Origin of the sequence: Halostagnicola sp. A-GB9-2 (genome assembly GCF_030068615.1) — an archaeon.
In the GTDB taxonomy this organism is placed as follows: Archaea; Halobacteriota; Halobacteria; order Halobacteriales; family Natrialbaceae; genus Halostagnicola.
In genome coordinates this window covers 209,753-235,616 of record NZ_JASJOC010000006.1, presented here as the reverse complement: position 1 = coordinate 235,616, position 25,864 = coordinate 209,753, and the positions used below count along the sequence as shown (strand labels likewise).

Sequence of the window (25,864 nt, the reverse complement as noted above, 5' to 3'; positions counted from 1 at the left end):
CGGCAAAAAGTCACGGATCAGCAGAAATCGACCGAACGGGGGCGGCTAGTCGGGACGCGACGGATTTCGGGATTCGAGGGATACGATGAAGCGAGCGACGCTTCTTCTCACAGCACTCGTCGCTGTCTCGATGGTTGTCAGTGTCGTCGCCTTGCCGTTTCTCGGGGGCGGGGGTTTGTTCGAGCAGACTCCCGATGACGAAGCGGATGACGGCGTCGAAATGGGCGGCACCATCGACGACGCCGAGGTCGGGCAACTCGACGAAAGCGAATCCGTCGTGACGGGGGCGGCTGACCTCGAGGGCGTCTCGATGGCCGCCGTCGAACCGGAAACCGCGGCGGTCGATGCGGGAGCGCTCGCACAAGAGGACGAAAATGCCGTCGAAGCGGGCGTCGAAGAGGGTATCGAACTCGCACAGGCCCAGGGCGTCGAGATCACGCAGGAACAGCAGACGGCGGCCCTCGAGGGAGCGAGCCAGTCCGCGGCCCAGTATCAGGAGGCACAAGCCGAACAGATCCAGGAGGCGACCAAAGGTGCGGTCCACGGCTCGCTGATGCAATCGCAGGCTGTCGAGGCTGAGCAGGTCCAGGCCGCCGTAGGCGGAGCGACCAGCGGCGCGTTAGCGCAGTACCAGACGGTCAACGCGAGTCAAATGCAGAGTGCGACCTGGGGGGCGACCCACGGCGCGATGGCACAGCACCAGCGGGTGACGGTCGAACAGATACAGGTCGCAACCGTCGGCGCGGCCGCCGGGGCGGCCGCGGAAGCCGGCGAGAAAGGCGTCGATCGAGCGCCGAAGATCCAGGAGGCCGCACAGGGATCGGCCTACGGCGTTCTCGAGCAGTACCAGAAGATCACGGCCGAACAGCGCCAGCAGGTCACCCTCGAGCACGTCCAGTACGCGGCGGCGGGTGCGGCGAGCGGCGCGATAGAGGGGAGCACCGCCGAGGCGCTCGAACAGGATCAGCGACTTGAGGTCGAACAGCAACAGGAGGTAACGGTCAAACAGATCCAGAAAGCCGCCACGGGGGCCGCGAAAGGGGCGCTCGTCCAACAGCAAGCAGTGAGCGTCGAGCAGACGCAGGCCGCGGCCCACGGTGCGGGCATGGGTCCGCTGAAACAGCTCCAGACGGTCAGCGTCGAGCAGGTACAGCGGATTTCGATCACGCAGGTACAGGAAGCCTCCTTCGGCTCGGCAAAGGGTGCGATCGCCCAGAGCCAGGAGGCCTCAATCGAACAGATCCAGTCCGCCGCGGACGGCGCGGGACAGGGCGTGCTCGTCCAGCAACAGGAGATTTCGGTCACGCAGATTCAGGCTGCGGCGACGGGCGCGGCGAAGGGTGCCGTCGAGACGGCAATCCAGCAACAGATCGTCCAGGTCGAACAGATCCAAGCGGCGGCGTTCGGCGCCGGAGAGGGCGCGGTCCTCCAGCAGCAAGCCGTCGAGGTGACGCAAGTACAGGCGCTGGCCGAAGGCGCCTCGAGCGGCGCGCTCTCCCAACATCAGGAAGCGTCCATCGAGCAGATCCAGACCGCCGCCTCGAGCGCCTGCCAGGAGGCCGCGAGCGTGATCCAGTACCAGCAGATCAGCGTCTCGCAGGTGCAGTCCCTGACCCAAGCGGCGGCCGGTGACGCGGTTGCGTACGCAGTCGCGGAGGGAATCGACGACGAAGCCCAGATCGTCCAGTACGTCGAGGTGGAGGTCGTCCAGATCGTCGAGGAGATCGACGAACTCGAGGGCGAGGCGTCGATTAGCCTCGCCGATCAGGAAAGTGCCGGTGAGAACGTCACCGTCGACAGCGTCTCGCTCTCGGAGGGCGGCTTCGTCGCGGTCTACGACGGAGTCGATGTCGGCGTCGATCCGGCGGGCGTCATCGGCCACTCCGAGTACCTCGAGTCGGGCAACTACGAGGACATCCAGATCGACCTCGACGAACCGCTCGAGGAGAGCGGCCCCATCGTTGCGGCCGTCCACCACGATACGACCGACGACCAAACCTTCCAGTACGTCGACAGCGGCGGCGAGGACGACGAGCCCTACGTCACCCAGGGTGGCACACCGGTGCTCGACAGCGCGTTCGTCACCGTAGAGGACGAGCCGGACCCACCCGCTGAGCCCGAGGCGACGCTCTCGGTGACCGATCAGGAGGGCGACGGCGAGACACTCACGGTCGACGAAGCGAACGCGTCCGTCGAGTACGCGATCGCCGCCGAGTACGACGGCGAGACGGCAGAAATCGGCCCGTTCGAAGCGAACGAACCGGTGACGAACGAGACGATTTCCCTCGAGCCGCCGATTGAGGAGAACACGACCGTCGATGTCTCGGTTCTCGACGCCGAGAACGAAACCGAACTCGCGAGTGAGTCGATCGAGTACGCGCTCGAAGACGAGGAGCCCGACCCGCCTGCCGAGCCCGAAGCGACGCTCTCGGTCGTCGATCAGACGGGGAACGGCTCGACCCTCGCGGTCGACCAGGCGAGCGCGACCGTCGAGTACGGGCTGACCGTAACCGACGAGGAAGGGGCCGAGCTAGCCGCAAGCGGACCGTACGAGGCGAACGAAACGGCCACCGACGAGACGCTCGTGCTCGAGCCACCCCTCGAGGAGAACGCCACCCTCGACGTCAACGTCGTTTCGGCGGCGGAAGTCGATGGGGTTGAAAACGGGGCGGAAGCGGACGATGCGCAGACGGACGATGGTGAGGCGAACGGTGCGGAGCCGGACGACGAGACCGCCGAATTCGACGGCGACGTGCTCGAGACCGAAACCATCGAGTACACGGTCGAACCCGACGACGTTCCCGACGAGTTCGAGGCGGAGTTCCCGACCTGCTATCAAGCCGAGATGACCGGCTCGTTCGAGGACGGCGACCGGATTATCGTCGCGACGACGTTCTACGAGAGCGGCGGTATCGGAAACACGCTGGGCGAGTACTCCGTCACGGTCGGTGAAGACATCGAGGCACCGCTCGAAGGAACGATCGTCTTCGAAGTCGGCGAGGAGTTCGCCGTCACCGAGACCGAGGAGGGGGCGCTCGTCGAAGTTCCGAGCGGGAACTTCGGTGCGACGATTGTCGGCTTCAGTTCGCCCGACGCGATTCCCGGGAGCATCGACTACTCGAATCCGGAAGCCGGCGAGTGCGTCGAAGAAGTCCGGCCAGAGCTTCCCGAACTCGACGTCGAGGAGACGACGCCGACCGACGACGGGATCGACGTCACCTTCGGCTACGACAATCCCAACGGCGCCGACCTGATCGTCGAGAGCGAACTCGAGGGGACGACCGAGGACGAACCGCCGAACGAACTCGCGCCCGGTTCGAACTCGTTCACCGTCGACTGGACGCCCGAAAACGACGACGAACAACTCGCCTGGGTGGTCGATATGGGATTCTACGACTACGACGAGCCCGTTGTCGTCGAGACCGAGCCTGCGGGCGAGATCGATCCGGACGAACCCGCCGAGTTCTCAGTCGACATCCTCGAGCCGATCGAACCGGTCGAGCAGGGCGACGAGCTAACTCTCGAGGTCGAAATCGCAAACGTCGGTGGGGAAACGGGGGCGCAGTCGATAGATCTCGAAATCGATGGCGTCTCTGATTCGATCGAACTGACGCTCGGGGAGGGCGACAGTGAGATCGTCGCGTTCGCCGTCGATACGTCTGATCTCGAGCCTAGCGAGTACGACGCGACCGTCTCGAGCGAGGACGACAGCGATACGGCGACGGTGACGATCGAGGAAGCCGCGGACGAGGAGGATCCGGTGCCCGAGGACGACGGGGTCGTCGAGGACGAGTTCGACGACGAACCCGACGAAGCGGACGGTCCGTCGGATGCCGAGTCTCCAGAGGAACCACCGGCGGAGGATGAAGCCGAACCTGAGGAACCCGGAGCGTCACCGGAGAACGGCGACGGCGTCGAAGTTGACGGCGACGACGGTGCCGATGGGGACGACGGTACCGAAGGCGAACCACCCGAGGAGAATCCGATACTTTCAACGGTCCGGTAAGATCGCGGATAGCGCGACACCGACGATTAGGAGTCTGCTCCGGCGCCACCGAAGACGGCTCGAGCGAGAAGGACCGAACTGACGCCCCCAATACAGAGCAGAGCGTAATACGCGATTCCCGCGGACTCGAAGGCGATGATGACGGCCATGACGACCGTCCCGAGTAGCATGTATCCGAGCGAGACGATGTCGCGGTTGAATCCGCGCGAGTCGGCGAAGACGTAACCCAGACGGATCGCCGCGATCACGCCGAGAATCGAGAGGTAGCTTCCGATCGAGATGTCGAAAATGAGCGCGACAATGCCGAGAATCACGGCGAGTTCCGCGGCAGAGCGGAGGCTAAAGCGCTCTCGAGCGAGACCGACGAACGCACCCATACGTCACAATTCCGGCAAGATCACCTAACTATTGTGGAAACGGGTTCGTCGGCCGCACGGATCAGTCGTACTTTCGAAAGCCGATGTCTCGAGCCATCTCTCGGAAGGACTGGCGACACAGCCAGATATCGTACTTGCCGACCAATCCATCCTCTCGACCGGTTGCTCGACAAACTTGCGTTTGTCCGGTCTGTGCATCGTCAGTTCGTTCGGTTTCGATCTGTTCGGTCATCGGCTGTGAGCACTCGTTGAGCCTCGGTATCTGTCGCTCGGATCGAAGCGATGGAGCATCAATCTACGTCAAATCGCTTCAGTGCCAAGTATTTTGCTAAAGACACCCGAGATATTATTAAGTTAGCCAGCCGCCGAGCGATTGTCATCGAGTCGAACTGAACCGACGTTCTCGAGATGAAACAGTGACTCGAGTGCTGAACCGAGAGAACGATTCCACTCTCGAAGTGCGACCTCGAAGAAACGGATCAGCGAACGAGTCGTCCGTCGGAACTCAGTGCTGGTGACCGGTCGCTTCGCCGAAGGTGACGCCGAAGCGCTCCTCGAACAGGTCCATCACGCGAGCTTCCTGGGCCTCGAGTTCCTCGTCAGTGCCCTCGCCGTGGTGGACGACGTGGTGGGCTCGGCTCGCGAACGAAAGCAGTGCGACGTCGCCGAGCGTTTCCGTGGGGGTCTGTCCGCCTTCGGCGACCATGTCGACGAGTCCCGCCGGAACGGTTACGGTCTCCGTGTCGCCGTCGTCAGCTTCTATCGAGAAGGTTATCGTCTCTACTTCGTCTGTCATACTTCTATGCTGGCGGAGGCTACCTAAATGTGCTGTGGCTTGTGACTCCCAGCCCGGCGGATACGGGCTAGAATCCCGGACGGTTCAACCCCTTTCAGTGTCGGCTCGGTGTTTTTAGCTGTCGATGACGTAGCCTTGAGTATGCCATCAGTCGAACTCGACGAAGAGACGGTAGAGCGCCTGGATCAACTGCGAGTCGAGGACGAATCGTACGACGAACTGATTACCGAACTCATGAACATCTACGAAGCGAGCGAGTTGACGATGTTTCACTCGGGTGGTTAGCGAAACAGAGCCGTCTCGTCGGGCAACTACTGCGAAGTTTGGCGATTTTATCTGAAATGCAGGCGGGCAAGATCCCTTCCTCAAGGAGCGAGGGCGTCAACGTGAGCGAGTAGGCAGGGGTCGTTCACACCAACGAGAGCGAGGATTAGGTAAGGACAGCCAGCAGCAACACCCGATTCTTGACGCGTTTCCCGACGGTTCGTCTCGGAGAATCCTTCATCATCAGTGACTATAGCTACGCGTGATTCGGCGATTGGCGCTCCTTCTGATTCGCCCGGGAGGGACAACCTCGACTACTCGGTCTCCGCTCCGGCGTCGACCGCGGCCTCGCAAACGGACTCCCAGCGGTGGTTCGACTCGAGTTGCGCCTGTAACTCCTCGGCGTACTCCTGGGTGAGCGTCTCCGCGGCTTCGCGTTCGGCATCGTGGGACCCGCCCGAGGACCCCCCGCCCATTCCGAGCGCGCTCTTGATCGAATCGACCACGCCGCCGCCGGATCCCGAGCCGCCACCAGCGCCGCCGCCAGCGCCCATCGCCCCCATCTGCGATCGGACGTTCTCGAGTTCCGGAAGGATACTATCGACGTTTTCGGTGTTCGCGACGATTCGAGCCTCCTCGGGGGTTTCGGGCTGTTCGATTTCGAACTCCGTCGCGGTCATGATCAGGCTCCACTCCTGACTCGAGAACCGGGAGCTCTCCACTCGCGGGGAGAACTCCTGGTCGACGGTCATCCGCTCGCTGACGATCCGGTCGGTCCAGGCGTTGTCGCTCATGGGAATCGGTTGGGTGGGTGATGGTATCAGGGTTTCCCTGTTGACTCTCGCGAACTGGCCGAAATCGGGGTCGGCTCCCGAGCGAGCAACAAAACACCCAACAGCGAAGAGCCCGAGAAGGCGAGTATGTCCGAAGGGTCAATCCGCCGCCGCGGTTACCAGCAACTTCGACGACTGGTTCTCGGCGGTTACTATCGGCTCGTCAGAGCGAACTACGCTCGAGAGGCGATCGCGCCGCAAAAACGGACGGCGGCCGGGACGATCCGGAGCTACGAACTCTACAACCGCCACGGCAACGACGAGATGCTCGCCGAACTCGACAGCCGGTGCGGTCCGGACGACGTCATCTACGATATCGGCGCGAACGTCGGAACCTACTCGCTCGCGCTTTTGGCGGCGGAACCGAACCGACACGTCGTCGCGTTCGAACCCGCACCCTCGGCCGCGGAACACCTCCTCTCGAACGCAGAGCTAAACGGACTTGAAGACCGCCTCGAATTCAGTCCCGTCGGACTCGGCGAAGAGAGGGGGTCGGAGCCGTTCTACGTCTCCACGTACACGGAACTCTCCGGGTTCGACCGCGAGAGCGCCGAGCGCTGGGAGGCGTCGGTCGCGGAAGTCCTGCAGGTTCCGGTCGAGCGCCTCGACGCGATGGTCGAGGCGGGACCTGCTCCCGATGTTCTCAAAATCGACGTGGAGGGAACCGCACCCGCGGTGTTGAAGGGGGGCCGGAGCACCCTCGAGACCCAGCACCCGCTCGTCTTTCTCGAGTGCCACGAGGAGGGGATCGAGGGGAACGCGCCCGCAGAGTGTCGAGAGATCCTCGCCGATCACGGATACACGATCGACGAGCGAGAGACGTACTGGGTGTGTGAACCACCCCACCGCAAATCTCGATCTTCCTAAGGAATCGTTCGTTCCGACCGGCGGGCGCGCTATTCGTCGACTTCGAGTTCGACCAACTGCAACGATCGGTTCAGGTGACAGACGTCGTGTGGCGGATCGCCGACGATCTCTTTGATGCGGTACTCCTCGTCGAGGTCGACCCCGTCGGGTTCGCAGTACTGGTGGCTCGGGCACTCGACGTACGGACAGGAGCCCGGAAGACTGTTCTTACTTCCCGCGTACGCGCCTTTCTTCCTGACGTTTGCTTTCACCGAGACCGGCTCGACTTCGACGGCTCGAACACCCTCGTCGTGCATGGCGCACTCGAGGGTCTGGGCGTTTTCGCGGATTGACGTGACGCGGTATTTGGTGTCCGTGGAGAGGTTGAGACACTGACTTCGGTACGGACAGCCAGCACAGGCGTCGGCTTCGCCCTGATAGACGAATTCGGTCCCCGGTTCGGCTAGCCGGGTTCCGAGGAGGGTGACGGTCGACATATCGGAATGTAGTCGCCACTCGCGGTTAAGCCTCACGTCCCGGATCGAAGCGGGTAAGCGGTGTGCGTTTCACTCTCTGCAGTTCTACGCGTTTCGTCACTATACGCGTTTCTCAGCCACTCACGCCCGTCAGTCTTTCACGCTGGTTCCGCCGGTGAGTTCGTCGAGTCGGTCGAAGTACTCCTCGCGAGGGACCTGATAGATGTCGCGGTAATCGATCTCGCCGTCGGCGAACGCTTGAGCGAGTTCGACGAGTCTCTCGAGCGCCTCGGGGCGCGAGGGGAATCGATTGGTCTCGCGGAGGTAAACCTCGGGCTCGAGATAGAGCGTAACGTGCCAATCGTCGTCGACGGTCCCCGGGTTGGCTCCGGGTCGACGAGTGCGGCGTCCGTGCGTAAGATAGAGCGTGGGCAAACACGGAGCGGGAAACGCGTCGCCGTTGAAGACGTCGGGTCGGTACGCGAGGACGACACGACCGTCTTCGCCCTCGTTCCAGACGGTCCAGCTATCGGGAAGGCCCGCCAGATCTGCCATAGCGATCGGTAGGGGTAGCGAACGTAAAGTATCGTCGTCGTCGGCCAGGACGACAGTCGCGGGCCCCTCGAAAACCGCCCGGATCGCTCGTTCTCGAGTCGCGACGAGATCGCGTGCGAGTGCTCCGTGTCCATGCAGGCCGTTTGTTTATACGCTCGATCCTCCAATAATCGGTGTGATGTCCGTTGACAATCAGAGATTCTGTCAATACTGGCCTCGAATCGGGTCCTCATAAATACCCTTTGGGGCCAAGCTTAAGTTGCTGTATTACTACATATTAAATACTTCCGGTATCCGTGTGCCGGATCGTGCCTGCTCTCAGGTGCAGTCGTACCGTGAGAACCTCCAGGTGCTGTCGTAACGCGACGAGGTGTCGATCGTTGCACGCTCGCGCGGTGATGACAACCATGACACCACACCCGACGCCGCCCGCGGACACCCGCTCTCAGAGGCCTGCTACCTCGAGGAGCAACGCAATCGTCTCTCGATTCGATGTTCTTCGGCGAGAATCGGCGGCTGTGACGAGAACGTCACCGTGTCCCGCCCAGCAATACGCGAGCCACCCGGCGAACCACCGTTCGTTCACAATCATTCTGTGCGCGGACACGGACCGGCGAACAGAGAGACACCCCAACAACTGATACCATGACTGGTGACATTGAGACACTCGAGAAGCTCAGTACCGATTACAAGCAGTCGATGCCCGAAGACCTCCGCGAGACCAAGTCGTTCGACTGGTATCTCGAGGCGGCCTACAGGGACCCGAAGATCACCCGCAACGCTCACCAGCGGGTCGCGGACATGTTCGATTACTACGGCACGGTCTACGACGAGACGGAAGGGGTCGTGGAGTACCAACTCGCCAGTGAAGATCCGCTCGGCGACGGCGAGAACACCTTCTACGGGAAGGTGATCCACCAATCGATCCACGAGTTCGTCAACAAGGTCAAATCGGGCGCTCGCCGGCTCGGCCCGGAGCGTCGAATCAAACTCCTGCTCGGCCCCGTCGGTTCGGGGAAGTCCCACTTCGACAAACAGGTTCGAAAGTACTTCGAGGACTACACCCTCCAGGAGGAGGGGCGGATGTACACGTTCCGGTGGACCAACCTCTGTGACGTCATCAAAGATCAGGATCCGACGGACGACCAAGTCAGATCGCCGATGAATCAGGATCCGCTGGTCTTGCTCCCACTCGAGCAGCGACTCTCGGTACTCGAGGACTTAAACGAGCGTCTCGATGCACCCTACACGATCCAGAACGAGCAGAGTCTGGATCCCGAAAGCGAGTTCTACATGGACAAGCTGCTGGCGTACTACGAGGACGACCTGCAGGCCGTCCTCGAGAACCACATCGAGATCGTCCGGCTGATCGCCGACGAGAACAAGCGCCAGAGCCTCGAGACGTTCGAGCCCAAGGACAAGAAAAACCAGGACGAGACGGAACTGACGGGCGACGTTAACTACTCCAAGATCGCCGTCTACGGCGAGAGCGACCCGCGCGCGTTCGATTACTCGGGTGCGTTCTGTAACGCGAACAGGGGGATCTTCAGCGGGGAAGAGCTCCTGAAGCTTCAGCGAGAGTTCCTCTATGACTTCCTGCACGCGACTCAGGAGATGACGATCAAGCCCAAGAACAATCCGCGGATCGACATCGACCAGGTGATCGTCGGGCGGACGAACATGCCCGAGTACAAGGACAAGAAAGGCGACGAGAAGATGGAGGCGTTCAACGACCGCACGAAGCGGATCGACTTCCCGTACGTCCTCTCCTACGAACAGGAGTCCCAGATCTACAACAAGATGCTTTCCAACGCCGACGTTCCGGATATCAACGTCGAGCCCCACACGCTCGAGATGGCGGGGCTGTTCGGCGTCCTCACGCGGATCGAAGAGCCCGATACCGAAACGGTCGATCTGCTCTCCAAGGCCAAAGCCTACAACGGCGAGATCGACGAGGGCGACGACATCGACGTAAAGAAGCTCCGCGAGGAGGCCGCGGCGAAAGCCGAGATCGGCGAAGGGATGGTGGGCATCTCTCCCCGGTTCATCGGCGACGAGATCGCCGAGGCGATCATGGACTCCAAACACCGCTCTCGAGGGTTCCTTTCCCCGCTAACGGTGTTTAACTTCTTCGAGGAGAACCTAGAGCACCACGGCTCGATTCCCGAGGATAACTTCGAGAAGTACTACCGCTACTTAGAGACCGTACGCGAGGAGTACCGCGAGCGAGCTATCGAAGACGTCCGTCACGCGCTGGCCTACGATATCGACGAGATCCAGCGCCAGGGCGAGAAGTACATGGATCACGTGATGGCCTACATCGACGACGACACGATCGAGGACTCGCTGACTGGCCGCGAGCAGGAACCCGACGAAACGTTCCTGCGGTCGGTCGAGGAGAAACTCGACGTGCCCGAGGACCGCAAGAACGACTTCCGACAGGAAGTCTCTAACTGGGTTTCAAGGCGCGCACGTGAGGGCGAGGCGTTCAATCCGCAGGACAACGAGCGCCTGCGCCGCGCACTCGAGCGCAAGCTCTGGGAGGACAAGAAACACAACATCAACTTCTCCGCGCTTGTCAGCGCAAGCGACGTCGACGACGACGAACGATCCTCGTGGATCGACGCCCTGATCGAACAGGGCTACTCCGAAGGCGGCGCCAAGGAGGTCCTCGAGTTCGCCGGCGCGGAGGTGGCGAAAGCTGAAATCGAGGACTAACATGAGCGAGGATCCACCATGAGAGGGAACGACTACGTTCGCGAGGCCGACCGGACCTTAGAGGAGACCTACGAGGAGCCGATGAGCCTCGGGGCGTACGTCGATCGGATCTTCGAGAATCCGACGATCGCCTCCCACGCCTCGAAGTACCTCCTCGAGGCGATCGAAGCCGCCGGTACGCGGACCGTCGTCGAAGAGGGCGAGGAGAAACAGCGCTACCGATTCTTCGACGATCCGCACAACGACGGCGAACACGCCATCCTCGGAAACACCGAAGTCCTCAACAGTTTCGTCGACGACCTGCGATCGATCGCCGCGGGTCGGGCGAAAGACGAGAAGATCATCTGGTTCGAGGGGCCGACCGCGACCGGGAAATCCGAGCTCAAACGGTGTCTCGTCAACGGGCTTCGAGAGTACTCGAAGACCCCCGAGGGACGGCGCTACACCGTCGAGTGGAACGTGACGACCGCGTCCGACTCGAGGGGGCTGAGCTACGGCGGCGACCCGACTGCTGGCGACGACGAGCACTGGTACGAGAGCCCCGTCCAAGCCCATCCGCTCACGGTGTTCCCGGAAAAAATCCGTGAGGACCTACTCGCGGAACTGAACGGACAGCTCGAGGATCACGTCCCGATTCACATCGACTCGGAGCTCGATCCGTTCTCGCGGGAGGCCTACGAGTTCCTCGAGGAGCGGTATCGCCGCCAGGGCGAGGAGTCGCTGTTCTCGGCGATCACCGACGAGAATCACCTCCGGGTGAAAAACTACGTCGTCGACGTCGGCCAGGGGGTCGGCGTGCTCCATTCGGAGGACGACGGGCCGCCCAAGGAGCGCCTAGTTGGCTCCTGGATGCACGGCATGTTACAGGAACTCGATTCGCGCGGTCGAAAGAATCCGCAGGCGTTCAGTTACGACGGCGTCATCTCGCAGGGCAACGGCGTCCTCACCATCGTCGAAGACGCCGCCCAGCACGCCGACTTGCTTCAGAAACTGCTGAACGTTCCCGACGAGCAATCCGTGAAACTGGACAAGGGGATCGGGATGGACGTCGACACGCAGATGCTCATCATCTCGAACCCGGACCTCGAGGCCCAGCTCAATCAACACTCGGATCGAAACGGGATGGATCCGCTGAAGGCGTTGAAGCGACGGCTCGACAAACACCAGTTTGGCTACCTGACGAACCTGAGCCTCGAGACCGAACTGATTCGTCGAGAGTTGACGAACGAGACGTCCATCTGGGAGGCGGACACGTACGACGAACTCGAAGGGCGGATCCGTCAGCCGGTGTCGGTGACAGTCAGAGATAGCGAGGGGGAGACGACGGTGCGAGAGTTCGCACCCCACGCGGTCGAGGCCGCGGCGCTATACGCCGTCGTCACGCGTCTCGACGAGGAGAACCTACCCGCCGGGCTGGACCTCGTCGAGAAGGCGATGCTCTTCGATCAAGGCTATCTGCAGGAAGGCGACAGTCGGCGAACGAAAGACGATTTCGAGTTCAACGGCGACGGTCACGATGGCGAACACGGCGTACCGGTGACCTACACCCGCGACCGACTCGCGGAACTCCTCCAGACAGACCGGGATCGTCACCACGCGGAGCTTCCTGTCGAGGACGTGATCATGCCTCGAGACGTGTTGAACGCGATGGCCGACGGGCTCGGAGACGCCCCGGTCTTTTCGACCGGCGAACGGTCCGAGTTCGAGAACCGCATCGTCCCGGTCAAAAACTACATCTACGACCAGCAGGAGTCGGACGTCATCGAGGCGATCATGCACGACAAGCGGGTCGACGAAGAGACCGTCGCCGAATACGTCGAACACGTCTACGCCTGGGAAACGGATCAACCGCTGTACAACGACCGCGGCGAGGAGGTCGAACCCGACGCGCTGAAGATGAAACTCTTCGAGGTCGAACATCTCGGGCGCTTCTCCGAGGAGGCCTACCAGGGTAACCAGCCTCGAGAGAGCGTCGTCCAGTTCCGCCGCGAGAAGGTAATTACCGCGCTCAATCGCCACGCCTGGGAACACCGCGACGAGGACTTCGCCGTCGAGAACGTCGATCTCACGGCGATCCCGGTCATCAACACGGTCCTCGAGAGCCACGACTGGGACGACGTCGAGCGGACCTTCGAGGACTTCGACCCGCGCCAGTGGGACGACCCGCCGAGCGGCACCGAGACGGAGGCCGTCAAAGACCGAACGATCGAGACGATGGTCGATCTCTTCGAGTACAGCGAGGCCTCCGCCGAACTGACCAGCAGACACATTATGGGACAGGTGAGCTACCGATGGAACTGAATACGAACGATCACGGGAAACGAGAGCTGGATTGGGGGGCGGTATCGAACAGCACGTCGTCCGCCCCGGACCCGAAAACGGTGCTCGAGCTGGGCGAACGATCCGTCCGACTCGAGCGAACGGAGGTGCACAGATGGGACTGAGAGACGACCTCGAGCGGTTCCGCGAAGTGGGCGAGAACCGCCGCGAGGATCTCGCCGATTTCATCCAGTATGGAGATCTCGGCCAGAGCCGGCCGGGCTCGATCAACATTCCGGTAAAGATCGTCTCCTTACCCGAGTTTGCCTACGATCAGCGCGATCAAGGCGGCGTCGGACAGGGAGACGGCGACACGCCCGACGTGGGCCAGCCGGTGGGTCAGCCACAGCCCCAACCGGGCGAGGACGGCGACGAGGGCGACGAACCCGGCGAGGAAGGCGGCGAGCACGAGTACTACGAGATGGATCCCGAGGAGTTCGCACAGGAACTCGACGAGGAACTCGGGCTAGATCTCGAGCCCAAAGGAAAGCAGGTCATCGAGGAGAAAGAAGGACCGTTCACGGACCTCACACGATCGGGTCCCGACAGCACGCTCGACTTCGAGCGTATGTTCAAGGAGGGCCTCAAGCGCAAGCTGACGATGGACTTCGACGAGGAGTTCCTCCGGGAACTGTGCAAGGTCGAGGGGATTTCGCCGCGCGAGGTCTTCGAGTGGGCTCGCGGCGAGAGCCTCCCGGTCTCGATGGCCTGGGTCGAAGAGGCCCACGCCGACGTGGCCGACGAGCGCGGGAAGTGGTCCTCGATCGAGGAGGTTGAGGCCAACGTAGAACGCGAGACCGTCCAGCAGAAGATTCGCCGAGAAGGGATCAAACACGTCCCCTTCCGCCGGGAGGACGAGCGGTACCGCTATCCCGAGATCATCGAGGAAAAAGAGAAGAACGTCGTCGTGGTCAACATCCGCGACGTGTCGGGCTCGATGCGCGAGAAGAAACGCGAACTGGTCGAGCGGACCTTCACGCCGCTCGATTGGTACCTCCAGGGCAAGTACGATAACGCGGAGTTCGTCTACATCGCCCACGACGCCGAGGCGTGGGAAGTCGACCGCGACGAGTTCTTCGGCATCCGCAGCGGCGGCGGCACGAAGATCTCGAGCGCGTACGAACTCGCCGCCGAACTGTTAGAGGAGTACCCCTGGACCGACTGGAACCGGTACGTCTTCGCCGCGGGTGACTCCGAGAACTCCTCGAACGACACGAGCGAACGGGTTATTCCGAAAATGGAGAAAATCCCCGCGAACCTCCACGCGTACGTCGAAACGCAACCGAGCGGCAACGCGATCAACGCCACTCACGCCGAGGAACTCGAGAAACACTTCGGCCGAGACGCAGAGGACGTCGCGGTGGCGTACGTCAACGGCGAGGACGACGTGACCGACGCGATCTACGAGATCCTCTCGACGGAGAGCGAGGCGGACGAATAATTTCGAACAGCGAGACACAGACAAATGAGTAAAACAAATTCCAACGCCGACAGGTTCCGAAAGCAGGCGATTGCCGAGGAATTAGTGGAGCCGGTCGAGGAGGCTCGAAACCTGGCCGAAAAACTCGGCCTCGAGCCGTATCCGGTCAAGTACTGGATCATCGATTACGACGAGATGAACGAACTCATCGCCTACGGCGGGTTCCAGTCGCGGTACCCTCACTGGCGGTGGGGAATGCAGTACGACAAACAGCAAAAGCAAGGCCAGTACGGCGGCGGAAAGGCCTTCGAGATCGTCAACAACGACAATCCGGCCCACGCGTTCTTACAGGAGTCGAATACGATCTCCGACCAGAAGGCAGTTATCACCCACGTCGAGGCCCACTCGGATTTCTTCGCGAACAACGAGTGGTTCGGGCTCTTTACGGGCGGGCAGGCCGACGAGGGCGCGGTCAACGCCGCGGCCATGTTAGAGCGCCACGCTCAGGCCATCGACGACTACATGTCCGATCCGGACATCGAGCGAGCGGAAGTCGAGAAGTGGATTGATCACTGTCTCACCTTAGAGGACAACATCGACCAGCACCAGATCTTCACGCGTCGGCTCGATATCGAGGGCGACGTGCCCGACGAAATCGACGAGGACCTCGCCGAAAAGCTCGACGAACTCGGCCTCTCCGAGGAGGTCAAGGGCGAAGTGTTCGACGAGGAGTGGCTTGAGACGGTCGAAAACGAGGATGTCTCGGTCGAGTTCCCCGAACATCCACAGAAGGACGTACTCGCGTTCGTCCGCGAGTACGGTAAACAGTTCGACGAGGAGTCGGGCCGAGCCGTCGAGATGGAGCCCTGGCAGCGGGACATCCTCGACATGATGCGCGCGGAGTCGTACTACTTCGCCGCCCAGAAGATGACCAAGGTGATGAACGAGGGGTGGGCCGCCTACCACGAGTCCAGAATGATGAGCGACGAGGGATTCGCCGGCGACAACGAGTTCGTAAACTACGCCGACCACATGGCACGAGTGCTCGCCTCGCCCGGGCTCAACCCCTACAGCCTCGGGATGGAACTGTGGGAGTACATCGAGAACAAGACGAACAGACGGGAGGTACTCGAGCGCTTGCTCAGAGTCGAGGGCGTTTCGTGGCGTAACCTCACCGACGTCGTGGACTTCGATGCTGTACTCGAGACGCTCGAGCCGCCGGAGGCGCTCGCGCGAATCACACCCGAGACGCTCGAGGGCCTCGAGGACGTTCCGCCGGAGTACGTCGACGACGACGCGCTCGAAGCCGCTCGTGACGGGGAGATCGACGGGGCGGCTGACGCCGCCAGTTCAGAACGGGCCGATCGGCCCGTGGATGTCGAACGGTATCCGTGGAAAGTTCTCACCTACGACGGACTCGCCCGGCGACACTACTCGCTGGTCAAGCGCCAGCATCGCGGGTTCCTGACGCGGGTCAGCCAGAACGACCTCGAACGGATCGGCCGTTACCTGTTCGATGACGCCCGGTACGAAAGCGTCGAGGAGGCGCTCGCCGACGTCGAGTTCACCGCCGGCTGGGACCGGATGTTCGACATCCGCGAGAGCCACAACGACGTGACCTTCCTCGATCAGTTCCTGACCCAGGAGTTCATCACGGAAAACGACTACTTCACGTACGAACACTCCCAGGCGACGGGACAGTTCCACGTCTCGAGCGACGAAGCCGAAGACGTCAAGAAAAAACTGCTCCTGCAGTTCACCAACTTCGGAAAACCGACGATCGCGGTCTACGACGGCAACTACAACAACGCCAACGAGTTACTGCTGGGTCACCAGTACAACGGCGTCATGCTCGATCTCAAACAGGCCAAAGAGACCCTCAAACGGGTCTTCGAACTGTGGGGCCGCCCGGTGAACTTGCTGACGGTAGTCAAGGAAGTCGACGAACACGATATCGAGGTAGCAAAACGCAGGAACCGAGAGCCCGAACCGGAGGAGCGAGGAAAGTGCATCCGCTACGACGGCGAATCCATCACGACTGAAGACGTGCCGTGGGAAGAGGTCGAACACCTCGCCGCCGAGGACGTTGATTACGACACGAAGCCGGACGATTGGCTCGCGTGACCGTCTTTTTCTCCTGACACTTAGCGGAAAAACCATCGGAAGACTTTTACCGCTTATCCCGTATCGGAACAGTAGCATGGATAGCGATGGGGAAGCGTCGGTCGAACGCTATAGTGACTCGGCCCTGGATTTCGAGCTTCCGACCGTCCTCGCACAGCTCGATAGCGACGATCCCTCGAGCCGGGAACAGGCCCTCGAGACGGTTCGATCGGCCGTCGATACGCACCCCGAAGCGTGTCTTCCGACCGTTCCGAAACTTCGGAAACTCCTCTCGGAGCACTCAGCCGAATCGAGCGACGCCATCGCGTACTGTCTGGCGGAACTCGCGTACGAATCCCCCGATGACGTGGCGCCGTCCACCTCTGGAATTCTCTCGTTTCTGATCACAAACGAACCCGAATCAGCGGCTCGAGACCTCTTCCGAAGTCTCCACGCGATCGCAGAGGAACGGCCGGACACCGTCATTGATCACGTCGACGAACTCCTCGCCGTCCTCGAGGGTCGAGAGACTGTCGATCGGTGGGGGGTCGAGATACTGGCGGAACTCTCCAGGGAGTATCCGACGGAACTCACACCGGCGATCCCCATACTACGGGAGACGCTGGCGAGAACGCCCCAAAAAGGCGGTGTTTCGGCACTATCGACGCTCGGACGGGTGGTCAGAGCGGAGACAACCGTCGAACTCGAGTTCGTCGACGATGTCGTTTCGCTGGTTGATCACGACGACCGTGCGCTTCGAAACAACGCGATCGCCTGTCTCGGCGATATCGCACGAACATCGCCGTCGACAGTCGAAGCATCGTGTCCGACGATCGCTGGAGCACTCGAGAGCGAGGATCCGAACACGCGAGCGAACGCGGCCGTGACGATCGGACGCGTCGCGGCGGAAACCAACGACGCCGGACAGGCCCAACAGCGGTTACTCGAGTTGCTTTCCGACGATCACGCCCACGTTCGCGCGAACGCCTGCACGGCGATCGGCTACGGCGAGGTCGAGGACGCTCGAGACACACTCGAAGTACTCGCGGCCGAAGATCCGAACGCGGCCGTCCGCGAACGAGCCGCGTGGGCGTCCGCTCAGCTGTGACCCGTTCGTTCTTGTCCGTCGGCCACACAGAACCAGTATGCAGTTTTCCCTCGAAACCGATCGGCGATTGACAACCGTCGATCTGACAGATCGCGTCGCAAATGCGGTTCCGGACGACGTCGAACAGGGGTTGTGTACGGTTTTCGTCCGGCACACGACAGCGGGCGTTCTCTTACAGGAGAACGAAACTCGACTTCGGCGGGACCTGGAGGCATTTTTCGCGGACCTCGTTCCCGACGAGGGACACGCTCACGATCAACTCGACGGAAACGCGGATGCTCATCTCAGGGCGTCGATCGTCGGACCGTCCGTGACGATTCCGATAGAAAGCGGCTCGCTCTCGACCGGTCGGTGGCAGTCGGTGTTGTTAGCCGAATTCGACGGCCCGAGAACGCGAACGGTGACCGTGACGACTGTCGACTGACAGACAAGCGAGAACAGTGACGCTGAGAAGTCGGATCGACAACGGCGAGGGAGTCACTCGAAAACAGGTAGAGTCGAGTTAGAACGGTTCAGTGGAGTTAACTGGTATTACTCGAGTTGCGCCTGAACTTCCGGCTCGGGAGCTTCGGCGATCTGCTGGGAACGACCGGTCTCGCTCGAGCGGTAGATGGCATCGATCACGCGCTGGACGGTCAACGCTTCGTCGATCGTGTTCGTCTGGGGCTCGATCCCGGTCGCGACGGCCTCGAGGAATCGCCGATCCTGTTCCTGATGGCCAGTTATCGACGGATCACCGGTCAGGTCGATGTCCGCGTAGTGGTCACAGCCGGTCGTTCCGGCCTCGAGAATCGTGAGATCGTTGTCGCCGATATCGAACGAGGCACCGGCTTCCGTTCCGCGCACGACGAAGTCGGTCGAGGGCTCCCGGTTCGTCGCCCAGGCCGCCTCGAGGGACACCGTCGTTCCGTCTCCACACCGGATGAACGCGCTGACCGAATCGTCGACCTCGTACGGCTCGGCCGAGCTTTCCCAGTTGTCGCCGAACCCGTCCGGGTCAGCGTATTCCTCGCGCGTGCCGAACGTCGTTCTCGTCACGCCGGACACTTCGGTGACCTCGGGAAATCCGAGCGTGTAGAGCGCGAGGTCGATGGCGTGGACGCCGATGTCGAGCAACGCCCCGCCGCCCGCGAGGCCCGGATCCGTAAACCACGACCCCGGACCGGGAACACCGCGACGACGAACGTAGTTCGCTTCGACGTGAGTCAAGTCGCCGAATCGGCCGCGGTTGTTGTATTCGTTGAACATTGCGGTCGAAGCCGCGTGACGGTTGTGAAAACCGACCATACAGATCCCGTCGGATTCGGCTTCGACGTCTGCGATTCGTTCCGCGCTCTCGAGCGTGTGGGCAAGTGGCTTCTCGACGAGGACGTCGAGCCCGGCCTCGAGCGCTGCGGTGGCGATAGATTCGTGGAATCGATTCGGGGTTGTCACGATGACGGCGTCGACCGCACCGTCTTCGATGAGTCCCTCGTGGGACTCGTACGTGCCCGCGTCGAATTCCTCGGCGAATTGAGCCCGCTTTGCTTCGACCAGATCAGCACCGGCACGGATATCTGCACCCTGGTCGAGAAAGTTTCGTGCGTGTAATTGGCCCATTCCACCGAGACCGACGATACCGATGCCGATCGAACTCATTTAGAAACCCCCGATTTCTCCCCGGAACAACTCGACGAGCGAATACTAACGAGTTGTTTCGGCGTCGTTTGTATGCGATGCCAACTGTCCATAGAGGTAGGGGGCGTGCGAACGAAATAAGTATTGTGTCCTAATAATCTATACAACCATCCAGATATTCAGTAAATATTTAATGTTTTTCCCACATATTGGCTACTCGATATGAGTAATACCATATTACTATTTTGGGTAACAGTGTATTTCCACTCTCTCGGCAATAAAGAACGGGAGAGCGGAAGGCCCCCGTATCGGACTACGCCCGTTGCGTGTCGACGAGTTCGACGACGACTTCGAGTTCCTCGCTGGTTGCCGTCTCGAGACGTTCTCGGACAGTTTCTGCGAAGTCTGGCGACTCCTCGGTTCCGGGCGGCCGCTCAACGAGAACGGTTACCGCCGGACGCTCGCCGGTGTAGAAGTCGTACAGTTCGTACTCGACGGACACCTCTTCGAACTCGAGAGTCTCGTAAGCGGGATCCTCGCTCATCGCCTCGAGTTCGACGGTCACGTCGTGTTCGACGGCTGCAGTCTGGTGAGTTCCGTAGGTGACCCCGACGAGAACGACCGAAAGTAAAGCGATGACGAGCAGGATGACCAGGACACGCGATCGGAGTCGGCCGTAGACCCGTTCGATGTTTCCGGCACGGTCCGGGCGGTATCCCGAGATCCACAGTAGCAACAAGGCGGTCAGGTTAATCGAGAACATGTTGATCAGCACTAACGTTCCCGCGGTGAGGACGACCTCCGGATGTCCCCAGGCGATCCCGAGTCCGGCGGTGGCCGCGGGTGGGATCAGCGCAACCGCGATTGCCACGCCGACGAGCACCGAGCCGACGTTTCGGGCGAGACTGATCACGCCGGCCGCCCCGGAACCAAGTGCGAGAAAAAGGGCGAGAAAGCCCGGCGTGATACGCTCTTTAACCGCTGGAACGGTCGTTATATCGAACGCAGGGGGCAACAGAACCGTTCCACGGAGTAGATAGCCCAGTATCGCCGCGGTCAGAACCGACGCGAGGAGTCCAAACACTTGCAACCGGACGCCTCGAGAAGCGAGATCGTCGTCGTCGACGATAACCCCGACGCTGGCGGCGAGCGCCGGTCCCATCAGCGGTGCGACGACCATCGCACCGATGATGGTGGCCGACGAATCGAGCAACAGTCCTGCAGTCGCGATTATCGTACTCAACACGAGTAACGCGAAGTACGTCGAGGAGTCCGGGGCGAGGTCCACCGCTCGCGATCGGAGTTCTTCGCGAGAGATTCGCGTGCCACCGAACTGATCGGTCAACTCTTCTTCCCGCGCAGAAACAATCGTTTCAGCCGCAACGACAACAGAATAGGACTCCTCTGTGAGGCCGGCTTCGTGTAGCCTCTCGAGTATCGGTTCAACTCCTGCTGGCGTGATCGGTATCGACACAAGTGCTTCGAAATCGCCCGGTCCGACCTCTTCGGTGATCGCGTAATCGATCCCCTCCACCTCGAGCGTCTCGATAACGAGGTCTCGATCGCCGTGGGGAACGAAAATTTGCAGGAGACGCATGCTGTACGTATGCGAAATACCGGGATAACTGTCAGTGCCGACAGACGTGACTATCACCTGAACCGTGATTCTGCCTCGAGGGCTGAGGTTCCATCACCTATTGGTGAACGGCGGTAGACAGGAACCACGGTCGGGAACACAGTCGTTGAGTCAAATCGACCTCGAAAAGCTTCGAGACCGCCCCCGCACAGTATCTCCCACAGTGAAACGAAACAAAGAGCAATGCGACTCGACCGGGCGTCGTCGACTCTGCACTCGAGGATTGCGGAGACCCGAATTGCGTGCCAAATGATCGCTATTCGTTCCGACGAGAGGAAGACACCCTCTGTGGGTGATGAGGGTGAGACTACTGTTCGAAGTCTTGCATGACCGTCTGTCGAACAGATTCCGCGAATCCCTCGGGGTCGTTGACCGGGTTGGGATGCTGGTTGTTGGGATTGCGGTCACGTTTCTTCCGACCGTGCTTTTTACGACCTTTCTTCTTGCCGTCCCGTTTCTTCCCGCCTTTCTTCCTCCGACCGTGCTTTTTGCGACCTTTCTTCTTGCCGTCCCGTTTCTTCCCGCCTTTCTTCCTCCGACCGTGCTTTTTGCGACCTTTCTTCTTGCCGTCCCGTTTTTTGCCACCGTGCTTTTTGCCGTCCCGTTTCTTCCCGCCTTTTTTCTTATCGTCTCGTTTTTTCCCGTCTCTCTTGTGGTCTCGTTTTTGTTTCCCGTCGCGTTTCCTATCGTCTCTCTTGTCGGATTCCTTCTGTTCGCCTGCAGACGCTACTCCCGTGAATCCGACCGCTCCTGTGGTGATTACTGCAGCGGTTCGGAGAACACTACGACGGCTATTACGAGTTGTGTCGTCTTGGCGTTTCATTTGGGTAATACCCACGCAATTCTATCACAGAAATGGTTATGAATAGTACAACAAGTTACGCAGAGAAAGCACAGTAATAGCAATAATTCTCGAGCCAACGGACTAAAATATACGTTATTAAATAGGTCACGACCTAATCGATCGCACAAAATAACATGTTAGCGGGGGTGGGGAAGAATATTCTCACCGCGAACCCCCTTTCGAGTACTCCAACAGTATATGATGGCATAAACGGTTTACTCGCTTGAATATCGCGGTAGGATCGAATATATCATATATTTATTTTTTCAATATTACCCGACAGTCATACTTTATTTGGAAATTAAAATAGCATGTTTTCACGGAAAACTAGAGGAAAAAGACTATATTAAGCCCATTTATTCAATTGCGTAGAGGGCATGTCAATTACAACTGGCGATCCATCCCACGCTCCGGACGACCCATCCGATGACTTGCAAACCAAACAGTCGAACGCGCTCTCGAGCGATACCGTCTTCCACATTCTTCAGACTAGCCGCCGGAGAGAGACGATTAGATATCTCTTAGACACCACCGGCCCCGTCAAAATGCGTGATGTCGCTGAGCACGTTGCTGCGTTAGAACACGAGACGACCGTAGCGAAACTCGATTCGACCCAGCGTCAACGGGTGTACATTCCGTTGTATCAATCTCATCTTCCAACGCTCGACGAAGAGGGCATCATTGACTATAACAAAACCCGCGGAATCATCCGCCCGACGGACCAGCTCGAACTGTTTCGGCCGTACCTCGAGATTCGAAGCGGATCACAATCCATCACGGAGTCATCAGAAAAGAACGACACACAAGCGGAGCAACATAATACGATATTACTCCTCATCCCTACCGTCGTGAATATTCTTTTCGCATCCGTTGTCGGCGGTTATGCTGCAATTAGTACCACGAACATTGCACCGTTTCTGATCGCAATAATCGGAGCGTTTGTTGTTACGGGAACGGTTTTTTGGACAACAACTGCTGGTCGGTCTGAGTCGAAATTCTCGACCGACGCCAGTAACTCACAGGCGCTGGACGATTCTGAAAAACGGTAATCACTCTGTGTCTGAAGATCGTCAATTAGCCACCTCACGGAACTCGCACTGATTCCTTTCAAACGGGGACGACGGAAGGAGAAGTTACCGGCGTTAGGAAGTGCCTCGCCGATTCAAAACGTCTTTCGACCGTCGTCGGTGATGACGCTCTCGAGTAGCGAGACCGGCGTCGCATCGTACGCCGGGTTTTCGACGGCAAAGCCCTCCGCGGGTTCGAGTAACACCTCACTCCCTGACCGAAACTCGTTTTCGAAAACGAACCCGTCAGTGATGAGTTTCGCGGCCGAGCCCAGCACAGTTACGGGAACGTCAAGCTGGTCGGCGGCGGCAGCGATCGGGAACGTCCCGACTCGGTTGTAAAGCGTTTCGTCGACGATACAGTCCATTCCGACGACGACGCGATCGCACTCTTCGAGATAGAGGCCGTTCGCACTATCGGTGATCAACGTCGGCTCGACGTTCTCGAGCGTTGCAAGTTTTCTGACGGTCTTTCGGCCGATATATCGCGGGCGGGCCTCCGTCACGTATACATCGATTTGCTTGCCGTCGGCCGAGGCCATCTCGAGCGCCTCGAGAACCGTCGAGGAGTAATCGTGAGTCAACAGTGTGTCTCCGTTATGGAGCACGTCGACGGCGTTTTCCGCGGCTCGGCGCTTTGCCGATTCGATTCGAGAGATGACCGCCTGGATGTGCGTCTCCGTCGCCGTCTTCGCTTGGTCGACGGTCTCGGGGTTCTCGTCGGTCACTTCTCGGTTCACCGTCCGAATCGCGTTTTGCAACGACGCGTGGGACGGGTTCGCCCGTCTGAGTACCTTTCCGTTCTGTTCGAGGGCGCGCAGATACTCCTCGACGGTCGCGTATTCGCGATCGAGCAGGTCTCTGAGCGCGCGCGTCGCGTTTACGGCTACCACCGAGGAGCTGTGCGTCTGCATCTCCCTGATTTCCTCGGCCGTCTCGTCGATCATATCCGTGACCACAGCCGTTAGCGCAAAAGGTGTTCCGGGAACTCGATGCACGGGCGCGGTCGCTTCGGACCTAGGCACGCTCGCCAATGTGCTCACCAACCGCAGGCTTACGTTCATCAAAGCCATAGACTGCTCGATGACTGTCACTGTTCGATACACCTGTCCGCACTGTGATGCCGTCGTTAGCGTCGAGCGACGACCGGAGATGGCCGACAGGTCAGTGACGAAACAACCCCGGCCCGGCTGGAAGTACACCACATCGGATGAGGACGAACTCGAGTCCGCCGACGGAATCGCCTTTCTCTGCGGCGAGGACGGACGGGTAACCGATCTCGAAGGAGACACCATCGAGGGCTGCGGTCGGCCGTTTTATCTTAACTTCGTCAGATACGAACGAGGCGTCGAACTCGAGCCGGATCCACCGTCCTACGGCGGCCCACGATTCGATTTCAATGCCTGAGACGGTTCTCCTCGGCCGGTAACACAACGCTTTTTCGACGGCAGAGCAGACTACCGGTATGGATGAAGCCGCCGTTCGCGATCGCCTACAATCGGTCGAGGATCCCGATCTCGGGGACGATATCGTCTCGCTCGGGCTCATCAACGACCTCACCGTCGACGACGGCGAGGTGACTATCGATCTCGCTCTCGGTGCACCGTACTCTCCCTCGGAGACGGAACTCGCCGGAGCGGTTCGGTCCGTGCTTGAGGAGGAAGGGCTCGAAGTCGATCTCTCCGCGAGTATTCCGGATCGAGACGACCTCGCGAGCGAGGATCAGGTGCTCCCGAACGTCAAGAACGTGATCGCCGTCGCCTCGGGCAAGGGTGGCGTCGGGAAGTCGACGATGGCCGTCAATCTCGCCGCCGGCCTCTCCCAGCAGGGCGCTCGAGTCGGCCTCTTCGACGCCGACGTCTACGGGCCGAACGTTCCCCGGATGGTCGACGCCGACGAGCCGCCGATGGCGACGGAAGACGAGACGCTCGTCCCGCCCGAAAAGTTCGGCGTGAAACTGATGAGCATGGCATTTCTCACCGGCGAGGACGACCCGGTCATCTGGCGCGGCCCAATGGTCCACAAGGTCATCACCCAACTGACCGAGGACGTCGAGTGGGGCCACCTCGACTACCTCGTCATCGACCTGCCGCCGGGAACCGGTGACACTCAGCTGACGATGCTTCAGACGATGCCCGTAACTGGTGCCGTCATCGTCACGACGCCACAGGGCGTCGCGCTCGACGACGCTCGCAAGGGCCTCGAGATGTTCGCCAAACACGACACCGTCGTCCTCGGCATCGCGGAGAACATGGCGACGTTCGCGTGTCCGGACTGTGGCGGCGAACACGACATCTTCGGTTCGGACGGCGGCTCGGAGTTCGCGGCGGCCCACGACATGCCGTTCCTGGGTTCGGTGCCGCTCGATCCCTCCGTCCGCGAAGGCGGGGACGAGGGCGCGCCGGTCGTCCTCGACGAGGACAACGAGACCGGCGACGCCTTCCGCGAAATCACTGAGAACGTCTCGAACAACACCGGAATCGTCCACCGGCGCTCGATAACCGGCTCCGCCGCGACGCGACCACCCGAAGAGGAATGACGGCCGACGGTGACGGGGACTCGGATGGAAGAGCGGACGACTTCGATACGGAGACCGCGTTCGATCCCGATCCCGAACGAGTCGAACAGTTGCGGACCATCGCCGACGAAATTCGAGGCGAGACCAGCGAGAGCAAACAACTCGCAAACATCCTGTATCGGACCAGCGATCTCTACGACGCCGACGAGGAGACGAGTCCCGAGGAGATCGTCCGGAACGTGAAGTTCATTCTCGAGGTCACCGAACGCGGCGGACTCGGCCGATAGCACTCGGGTCCGCGGCCCGGGTCGGAACGCCGAGTGTCCCATCGAGCACAGACGCGGCGCTTTTGTCCCCGCGG

24 protein-coding genes are annotated in these 25,864 nt (G+C 60.6%); 14 read left to right on the top strand and 10 right to left on the bottom strand.

Annotated features, from left to right (window positions below; genetic code table 11):
- Positions 1–85 precede the first annotated feature (85 nt).
- Positions 86–4,006, top strand: a complete 3,921-nt coding sequence (locus QNM96_RS15905) for a hypothetical protein (RefSeq protein WP_283837581.1) — start codon at positions 86–88, stop codon at positions 4,004–4,006.
- Positions 4,007–4,032: 26 nt separating this feature from the next.
- Here the strand turns inward: QNM96_RS15905 and QNM96_RS15900 are convergent, their stop codons facing one another.
- The 3 genes from QNM96_RS15900 to QNM96_RS15890 form a co-directional block, all read right to left on the bottom strand.
- Complete coding sequence (locus QNM96_RS15900; protein WP_283837580.1) at positions 4,033–4,383, bottom strand: hypothetical protein; 351 nt, start codon at positions 4,381–4,383, stop codon at positions 4,033–4,035.
- Positions 4,384–4,444: 61 nt separating this feature from the next.
- Positions 4,445–4,615: a 30S ribosomal protein S14 gene (locus tag QNM96_RS15895; protein WP_283837579.1), complete on the bottom strand. Its 171-nt coding sequence runs from the start codon at positions 4,613–4,615 to the stop codon at positions 4,445–4,447.
- A 273-nt stretch (positions 4,616–4,888) separates the two neighbouring features.
- Complete coding sequence (locus QNM96_RS15890; protein ID WP_283837578.1) at positions 4,889–5,179, bottom strand: hypothetical protein; 291 nt, start codon at positions 5,177–5,179, stop codon at positions 4,889–4,891.
- 141 nt (positions 5,180–5,320) lie between these two features.
- Between QNM96_RS15890 and QNM96_RS15885 the strand changes: the two genes are divergently transcribed.
- Positions 5,321–5,464, top strand: a complete 144-nt coding sequence (locus QNM96_RS15885) for a hypothetical protein (protein ID WP_283837577.1) — start codon at positions 5,321–5,323, stop codon at positions 5,462–5,464.
- Positions 5,465–5,757: 293 nt separating this feature from the next.
- On the opposite strand, the gene QNM96_RS15880 is transcribed toward QNM96_RS15885, so the two are convergent.
- Positions 5,758–6,237 (bottom strand): DUF5799 family protein, encoded by a 480-nt coding sequence (locus tag QNM96_RS15880; RefSeq protein ID WP_283837576.1) that lies wholly within the window; start codon positions 6,235–6,237, stop codon positions 5,758–5,760.
- Between the two features lie 126 nt (positions 6,238–6,363).
- On the opposite strand from QNM96_RS15880, the gene QNM96_RS15875 reads away from it, so the two are divergent.
- Positions 6,364–7,143, top strand: a complete 780-nt coding sequence (locus tag QNM96_RS15875; protein ID WP_283837575.1) for an FkbM family methyltransferase — start codon at positions 6,364–6,366, stop codon at positions 7,141–7,143.
- 29 nt (positions 7,144–7,172) lie between these two features.
- Here the strand turns inward: QNM96_RS15875 and QNM96_RS15870 are convergent, their stop codons facing one another.
- Positions 7,173–7,619, bottom strand: coding sequence for a UPF0179 family protein (locus QNM96_RS15870; RefSeq protein WP_283837573.1), 447 nt, complete (start codon positions 7,617–7,619; stop codon positions 7,173–7,175).
- Positions 7,620–7,748: 129 nt separating this feature from the next.
- Entirely contained in the window at positions 7,749–8,153 is a 405-nt protein-coding gene (locus tag QNM96_RS15865; protein ID WP_283837572.1) for a DUF5820 family protein, read from the bottom strand.
- Between the two features lie 645 nt (positions 8,154–8,798).
- Here QNM96_RS15865 and QNM96_RS15860 point away from each other — a divergent pair.
- From QNM96_RS15860 to QNM96_RS15830, 7 genes are all read left to right on the top strand, one after another.
- Positions 8,799–10,871 carry a serine protein kinase PrkA gene (locus tag QNM96_RS15860; RefSeq protein ID WP_283837571.1) on the top strand — a complete coding sequence of 691 codons (2,073 nt, stop codon included), beginning with the start codon at positions 8,799–8,801 and terminating at the stop codon, positions 10,869–10,871.
- Between the two features lie 18 nt (positions 10,872–10,889).
- Positions 10,890–13,172, top strand: a complete 2,283-nt coding sequence (locus tag QNM96_RS15855; RefSeq protein ID WP_283837570.1) for a kinase anchor protein — start codon at positions 10,890–10,892, stop codon at positions 13,170–13,172.
- Positions 13,163–13,315 (top strand): hypothetical protein, encoded by a 153-nt coding sequence (locus QNM96_RS15850; RefSeq protein WP_283837569.1) that lies wholly within the window; start codon positions 13,163–13,165, stop codon positions 13,313–13,315. The genes QNM96_RS15855 and QNM96_RS15850 overlap by 10 nt, the downstream gene beginning before the upstream one ends.
- Positions 13,306–14,631, top strand: a complete 1,326-nt coding sequence (locus QNM96_RS15845) for a YeaH/YhbH family protein (RefSeq protein ID WP_283837568.1) — start codon at positions 13,306–13,308, stop codon at positions 14,629–14,631. The genes QNM96_RS15850 and QNM96_RS15845 overlap by 10 nt, the downstream gene beginning before the upstream one ends.
- 24 nt (positions 14,632–14,655) lie before the next feature.
- Positions 14,656–16,734 (top strand): SpoVR family protein, encoded by a 2,079-nt coding sequence (locus tag QNM96_RS15840; RefSeq protein WP_283837567.1) that lies wholly within the window; start codon positions 14,656–14,658, stop codon positions 16,732–16,734.
- Positions 16,735–16,810: 76 nt separating this feature from the next.
- Positions 16,811–17,821, top strand: a complete 1,011-nt coding sequence (locus tag QNM96_RS15835) for a HEAT repeat domain-containing protein (RefSeq protein WP_283837566.1) — start codon at positions 16,811–16,813, stop codon at positions 17,819–17,821.
- Positions 17,822–17,858: 37 nt separating this feature from the next.
- A complete protein-coding gene (locus QNM96_RS15830; RefSeq protein WP_283837565.1) occupies positions 17,859–18,245 on the top strand; it encodes a secondary thiamine-phosphate synthase enzyme YjbQ in 387 nt (128 codons plus the stop codon).
- 107 nt (positions 18,246–18,352) lie between these two features.
- On the opposite strand, the gene QNM96_RS15825 is transcribed toward QNM96_RS15830, so the two are convergent.
- The 3 genes from QNM96_RS15825 to QNM96_RS15815 form a co-directional block, all read right to left on the bottom strand.
- Positions 18,353–19,459, bottom strand: a complete 1,107-nt coding sequence (locus QNM96_RS15825) for a Gfo/Idh/MocA family oxidoreductase (protein WP_283837564.1) — start codon at positions 19,457–19,459, stop codon at positions 18,353–18,355.
- Positions 19,460–19,751: 292 nt separating this feature from the next.
- Entirely contained in the window at positions 19,752–21,035 is a 1,284-nt protein-coding gene (locus tag QNM96_RS15820) for a TIGR00341 family protein (RefSeq protein ID WP_283837563.1), read from the bottom strand.
- 346 nt (positions 21,036–21,381) lie between these two features.
- Positions 21,382–21,897, bottom strand: a complete 516-nt coding sequence (locus tag QNM96_RS15815) for a hypothetical protein (protein ID WP_283837562.1) — start codon at positions 21,895–21,897, stop codon at positions 21,382–21,384.
- Between the two features lie 398 nt (positions 21,898–22,295).
- Between QNM96_RS15815 and QNM96_RS15810 the strand changes: the two genes are divergently transcribed.
- On the top strand, positions 22,296–22,967 hold the full coding sequence (locus QNM96_RS15810) for a hypothetical protein (RefSeq protein WP_283837561.1): 672 nt from the start codon (positions 22,296–22,298) through the stop codon (positions 22,965–22,967).
- 113 nt (positions 22,968–23,080) lie between these two features.
- On the opposite strand, the gene QNM96_RS15805 is transcribed toward QNM96_RS15810, so the two are convergent.
- Positions 23,081–23,932 (bottom strand): translation initiation factor eIF-2B, encoded by an 852-nt coding sequence (locus tag QNM96_RS15805; protein ID WP_283837560.1) that lies wholly within the window; start codon positions 23,930–23,932, stop codon positions 23,081–23,083.
- 136 nt (positions 23,933–24,068) lie between these two features.
- Between QNM96_RS15805 and QNM96_RS15800 the strand changes: the two genes are divergently transcribed.
- Genes QNM96_RS15800 through QNM96_RS15790 form a run of 3 tightly spaced genes read left to right on the top strand, consistent with a single transcriptional unit; the run spans position 24,069 to position 25,790 of the window.
- Positions 24,069–24,392: a hypothetical protein gene (locus tag QNM96_RS15800; RefSeq protein ID WP_283837559.1), complete on the top strand. Its 324-nt coding sequence runs from the start codon at positions 24,069–24,071 to the stop codon at positions 24,390–24,392.
- Positions 24,393–24,450: 58 nt separating this feature from the next.
- Positions 24,451–25,524 (top strand): Mrp/NBP35 family ATP-binding protein, encoded by a 1,074-nt coding sequence (locus tag QNM96_RS15795; RefSeq protein WP_283837558.1) that lies wholly within the window; start codon positions 24,451–24,453, stop codon positions 25,522–25,524.
- Entirely contained in the window at positions 25,521–25,790 is a 270-nt protein-coding gene (locus tag QNM96_RS15790; protein ID WP_283837557.1) for a hypothetical protein, read from the top strand. Before QNM96_RS15795 ends, QNM96_RS15790 begins: the two co-directional genes overlap by 4 nt.
- The last annotated feature ends 74 nt before the right edge of the window (positions 25,791–25,864 follow it).

What these genes read in the sequence shown, in the direction of transcription:
- QNM96_RS15870 (WP_283837573.1), bottom strand. Translation starts at nt 7,619, where the DNA reads ATGTCGACCGTCACCCTCCTCGGAACCCGGCTAGCCGAACCGGGGACC.
- QNM96_RS15795 (WP_283837558.1), top strand. Translation starts at nt 24,451, where the DNA reads ATGGATGAAGCCGCCGTTCGCGATCGCCTACAATCGGTCGAGGATCCC.
- QNM96_RS15895 (WP_283837579.1), bottom strand. Translation starts at nt 4,615, where the DNA reads ATGACCGAACAGATCGAAACCGAACGAACTGACGATGCACAGACCGGA.
- QNM96_RS15840 (WP_283837567.1), top strand. Translation starts at nt 14,656, where the DNA reads ATGAGTAAAACAAATTCCAACGCCGACAGGTTCCGAAAGCAGGCGATT.
- QNM96_RS15865 (WP_283837572.1), bottom strand. Translation starts at nt 8,153, where the DNA reads ATGGCAGATCTGGCGGGCCTTCCCGATAGCTGGACCGTCTGGAACGAG.
- QNM96_RS15805 (WP_283837560.1), bottom strand. Translation starts at nt 23,932, where the DNA reads ATGATCGACGAGACGGCCGAGGAAATCAGGGAGATGCAGACGCACAGC.
- QNM96_RS15890 (WP_283837578.1), bottom strand. Translation starts at nt 5,179, where the DNA reads ATGACAGACGAAGTAGAGACGATAACCTTCTCGATAGAAGCTGACGAC.
- QNM96_RS15830 (WP_283837565.1), top strand. Translation starts at nt 17,859, where the DNA reads ATGCAGTTTTCCCTCGAAACCGATCGGCGATTGACAACCGTCGATCTG.
- QNM96_RS15900 (WP_283837580.1), bottom strand. Translation starts at nt 4,383, where the DNA reads ATGGGTGCGTTCGTCGGTCTCGCTCGAGAGCGCTTTAGCCTCCGCTCT.
- QNM96_RS15825 (WP_283837564.1), bottom strand. Translation starts at nt 19,459, where the DNA reads ATGAGTTCGATCGGCATCGGTATCGTCGGTCTCGGTGGAATGGGCCAA.
- QNM96_RS15860 (WP_283837571.1), top strand. Translation starts at nt 8,799, where the DNA reads ATGACTGGTGACATTGAGACACTCGAGAAGCTCAGTACCGATTACAAG.
- QNM96_RS15790 (WP_283837557.1), top strand. Translation starts at nt 25,521, where the DNA reads ATGACGGCCGACGGTGACGGGGACTCGGATGGAAGAGCGGACGACTTC.
- QNM96_RS15845 (WP_283837568.1), top strand. Translation starts at nt 13,306, where the DNA reads ATGGGACTGAGAGACGACCTCGAGCGGTTCCGCGAAGTGGGCGAGAAC.
- QNM96_RS15855 (WP_283837570.1), top strand. Translation starts at nt 10,890, where the DNA reads ATGAGAGGGAACGACTACGTTCGCGAGGCCGACCGGACCTTAGAGGAG.
- QNM96_RS15850 (WP_283837569.1), top strand. Translation starts at nt 13,163, where the DNA reads ATGGAACTGAATACGAACGATCACGGGAAACGAGAGCTGGATTGGGGG.
- QNM96_RS15810 (WP_283837561.1), top strand. Translation starts at nt 22,296, where the DNA reads ATGTCAATTACAACTGGCGATCCATCCCACGCTCCGGACGACCCATCC.
- QNM96_RS15815 (WP_283837562.1), bottom strand. Translation starts at nt 21,897, where the DNA reads ATGAAACGCCAAGACGACACAACTCGTAATAGCCGTCGTAGTGTTCTC.
- QNM96_RS15885 (WP_283837577.1), top strand. Translation starts at nt 5,321, where the DNA reads ATGCCATCAGTCGAACTCGACGAAGAGACGGTAGAGCGCCTGGATCAA.
- QNM96_RS15820 (WP_283837563.1), bottom strand. Translation starts at nt 21,035, where the DNA reads ATGCGTCTCCTGCAAATTTTCGTTCCCCACGGCGATCGAGACCTCGTT.
- QNM96_RS15880 (WP_283837576.1), bottom strand. Translation starts at nt 6,237, where the DNA reads ATGAGCGACAACGCCTGGACCGACCGGATCGTCAGCGAGCGGATGACC.
- QNM96_RS15875 (WP_283837575.1), top strand. Translation starts at nt 6,364, where the DNA reads ATGTCCGAAGGGTCAATCCGCCGCCGCGGTTACCAGCAACTTCGACGA.
- QNM96_RS15800 (WP_283837559.1), top strand. Translation starts at nt 24,069, where the DNA reads ATGACTGTCACTGTTCGATACACCTGTCCGCACTGTGATGCCGTCGTT.
- QNM96_RS15905 (WP_283837581.1), top strand. Translation starts at nt 86, where the DNA reads ATGAAGCGAGCGACGCTTCTTCTCACAGCACTCGTCGCTGTCTCGATG.
- QNM96_RS15835 (WP_283837566.1), top strand. Translation starts at nt 16,811, where the DNA reads ATGGATAGCGATGGGGAAGCGTCGGTCGAACGCTATAGTGACTCGGCC.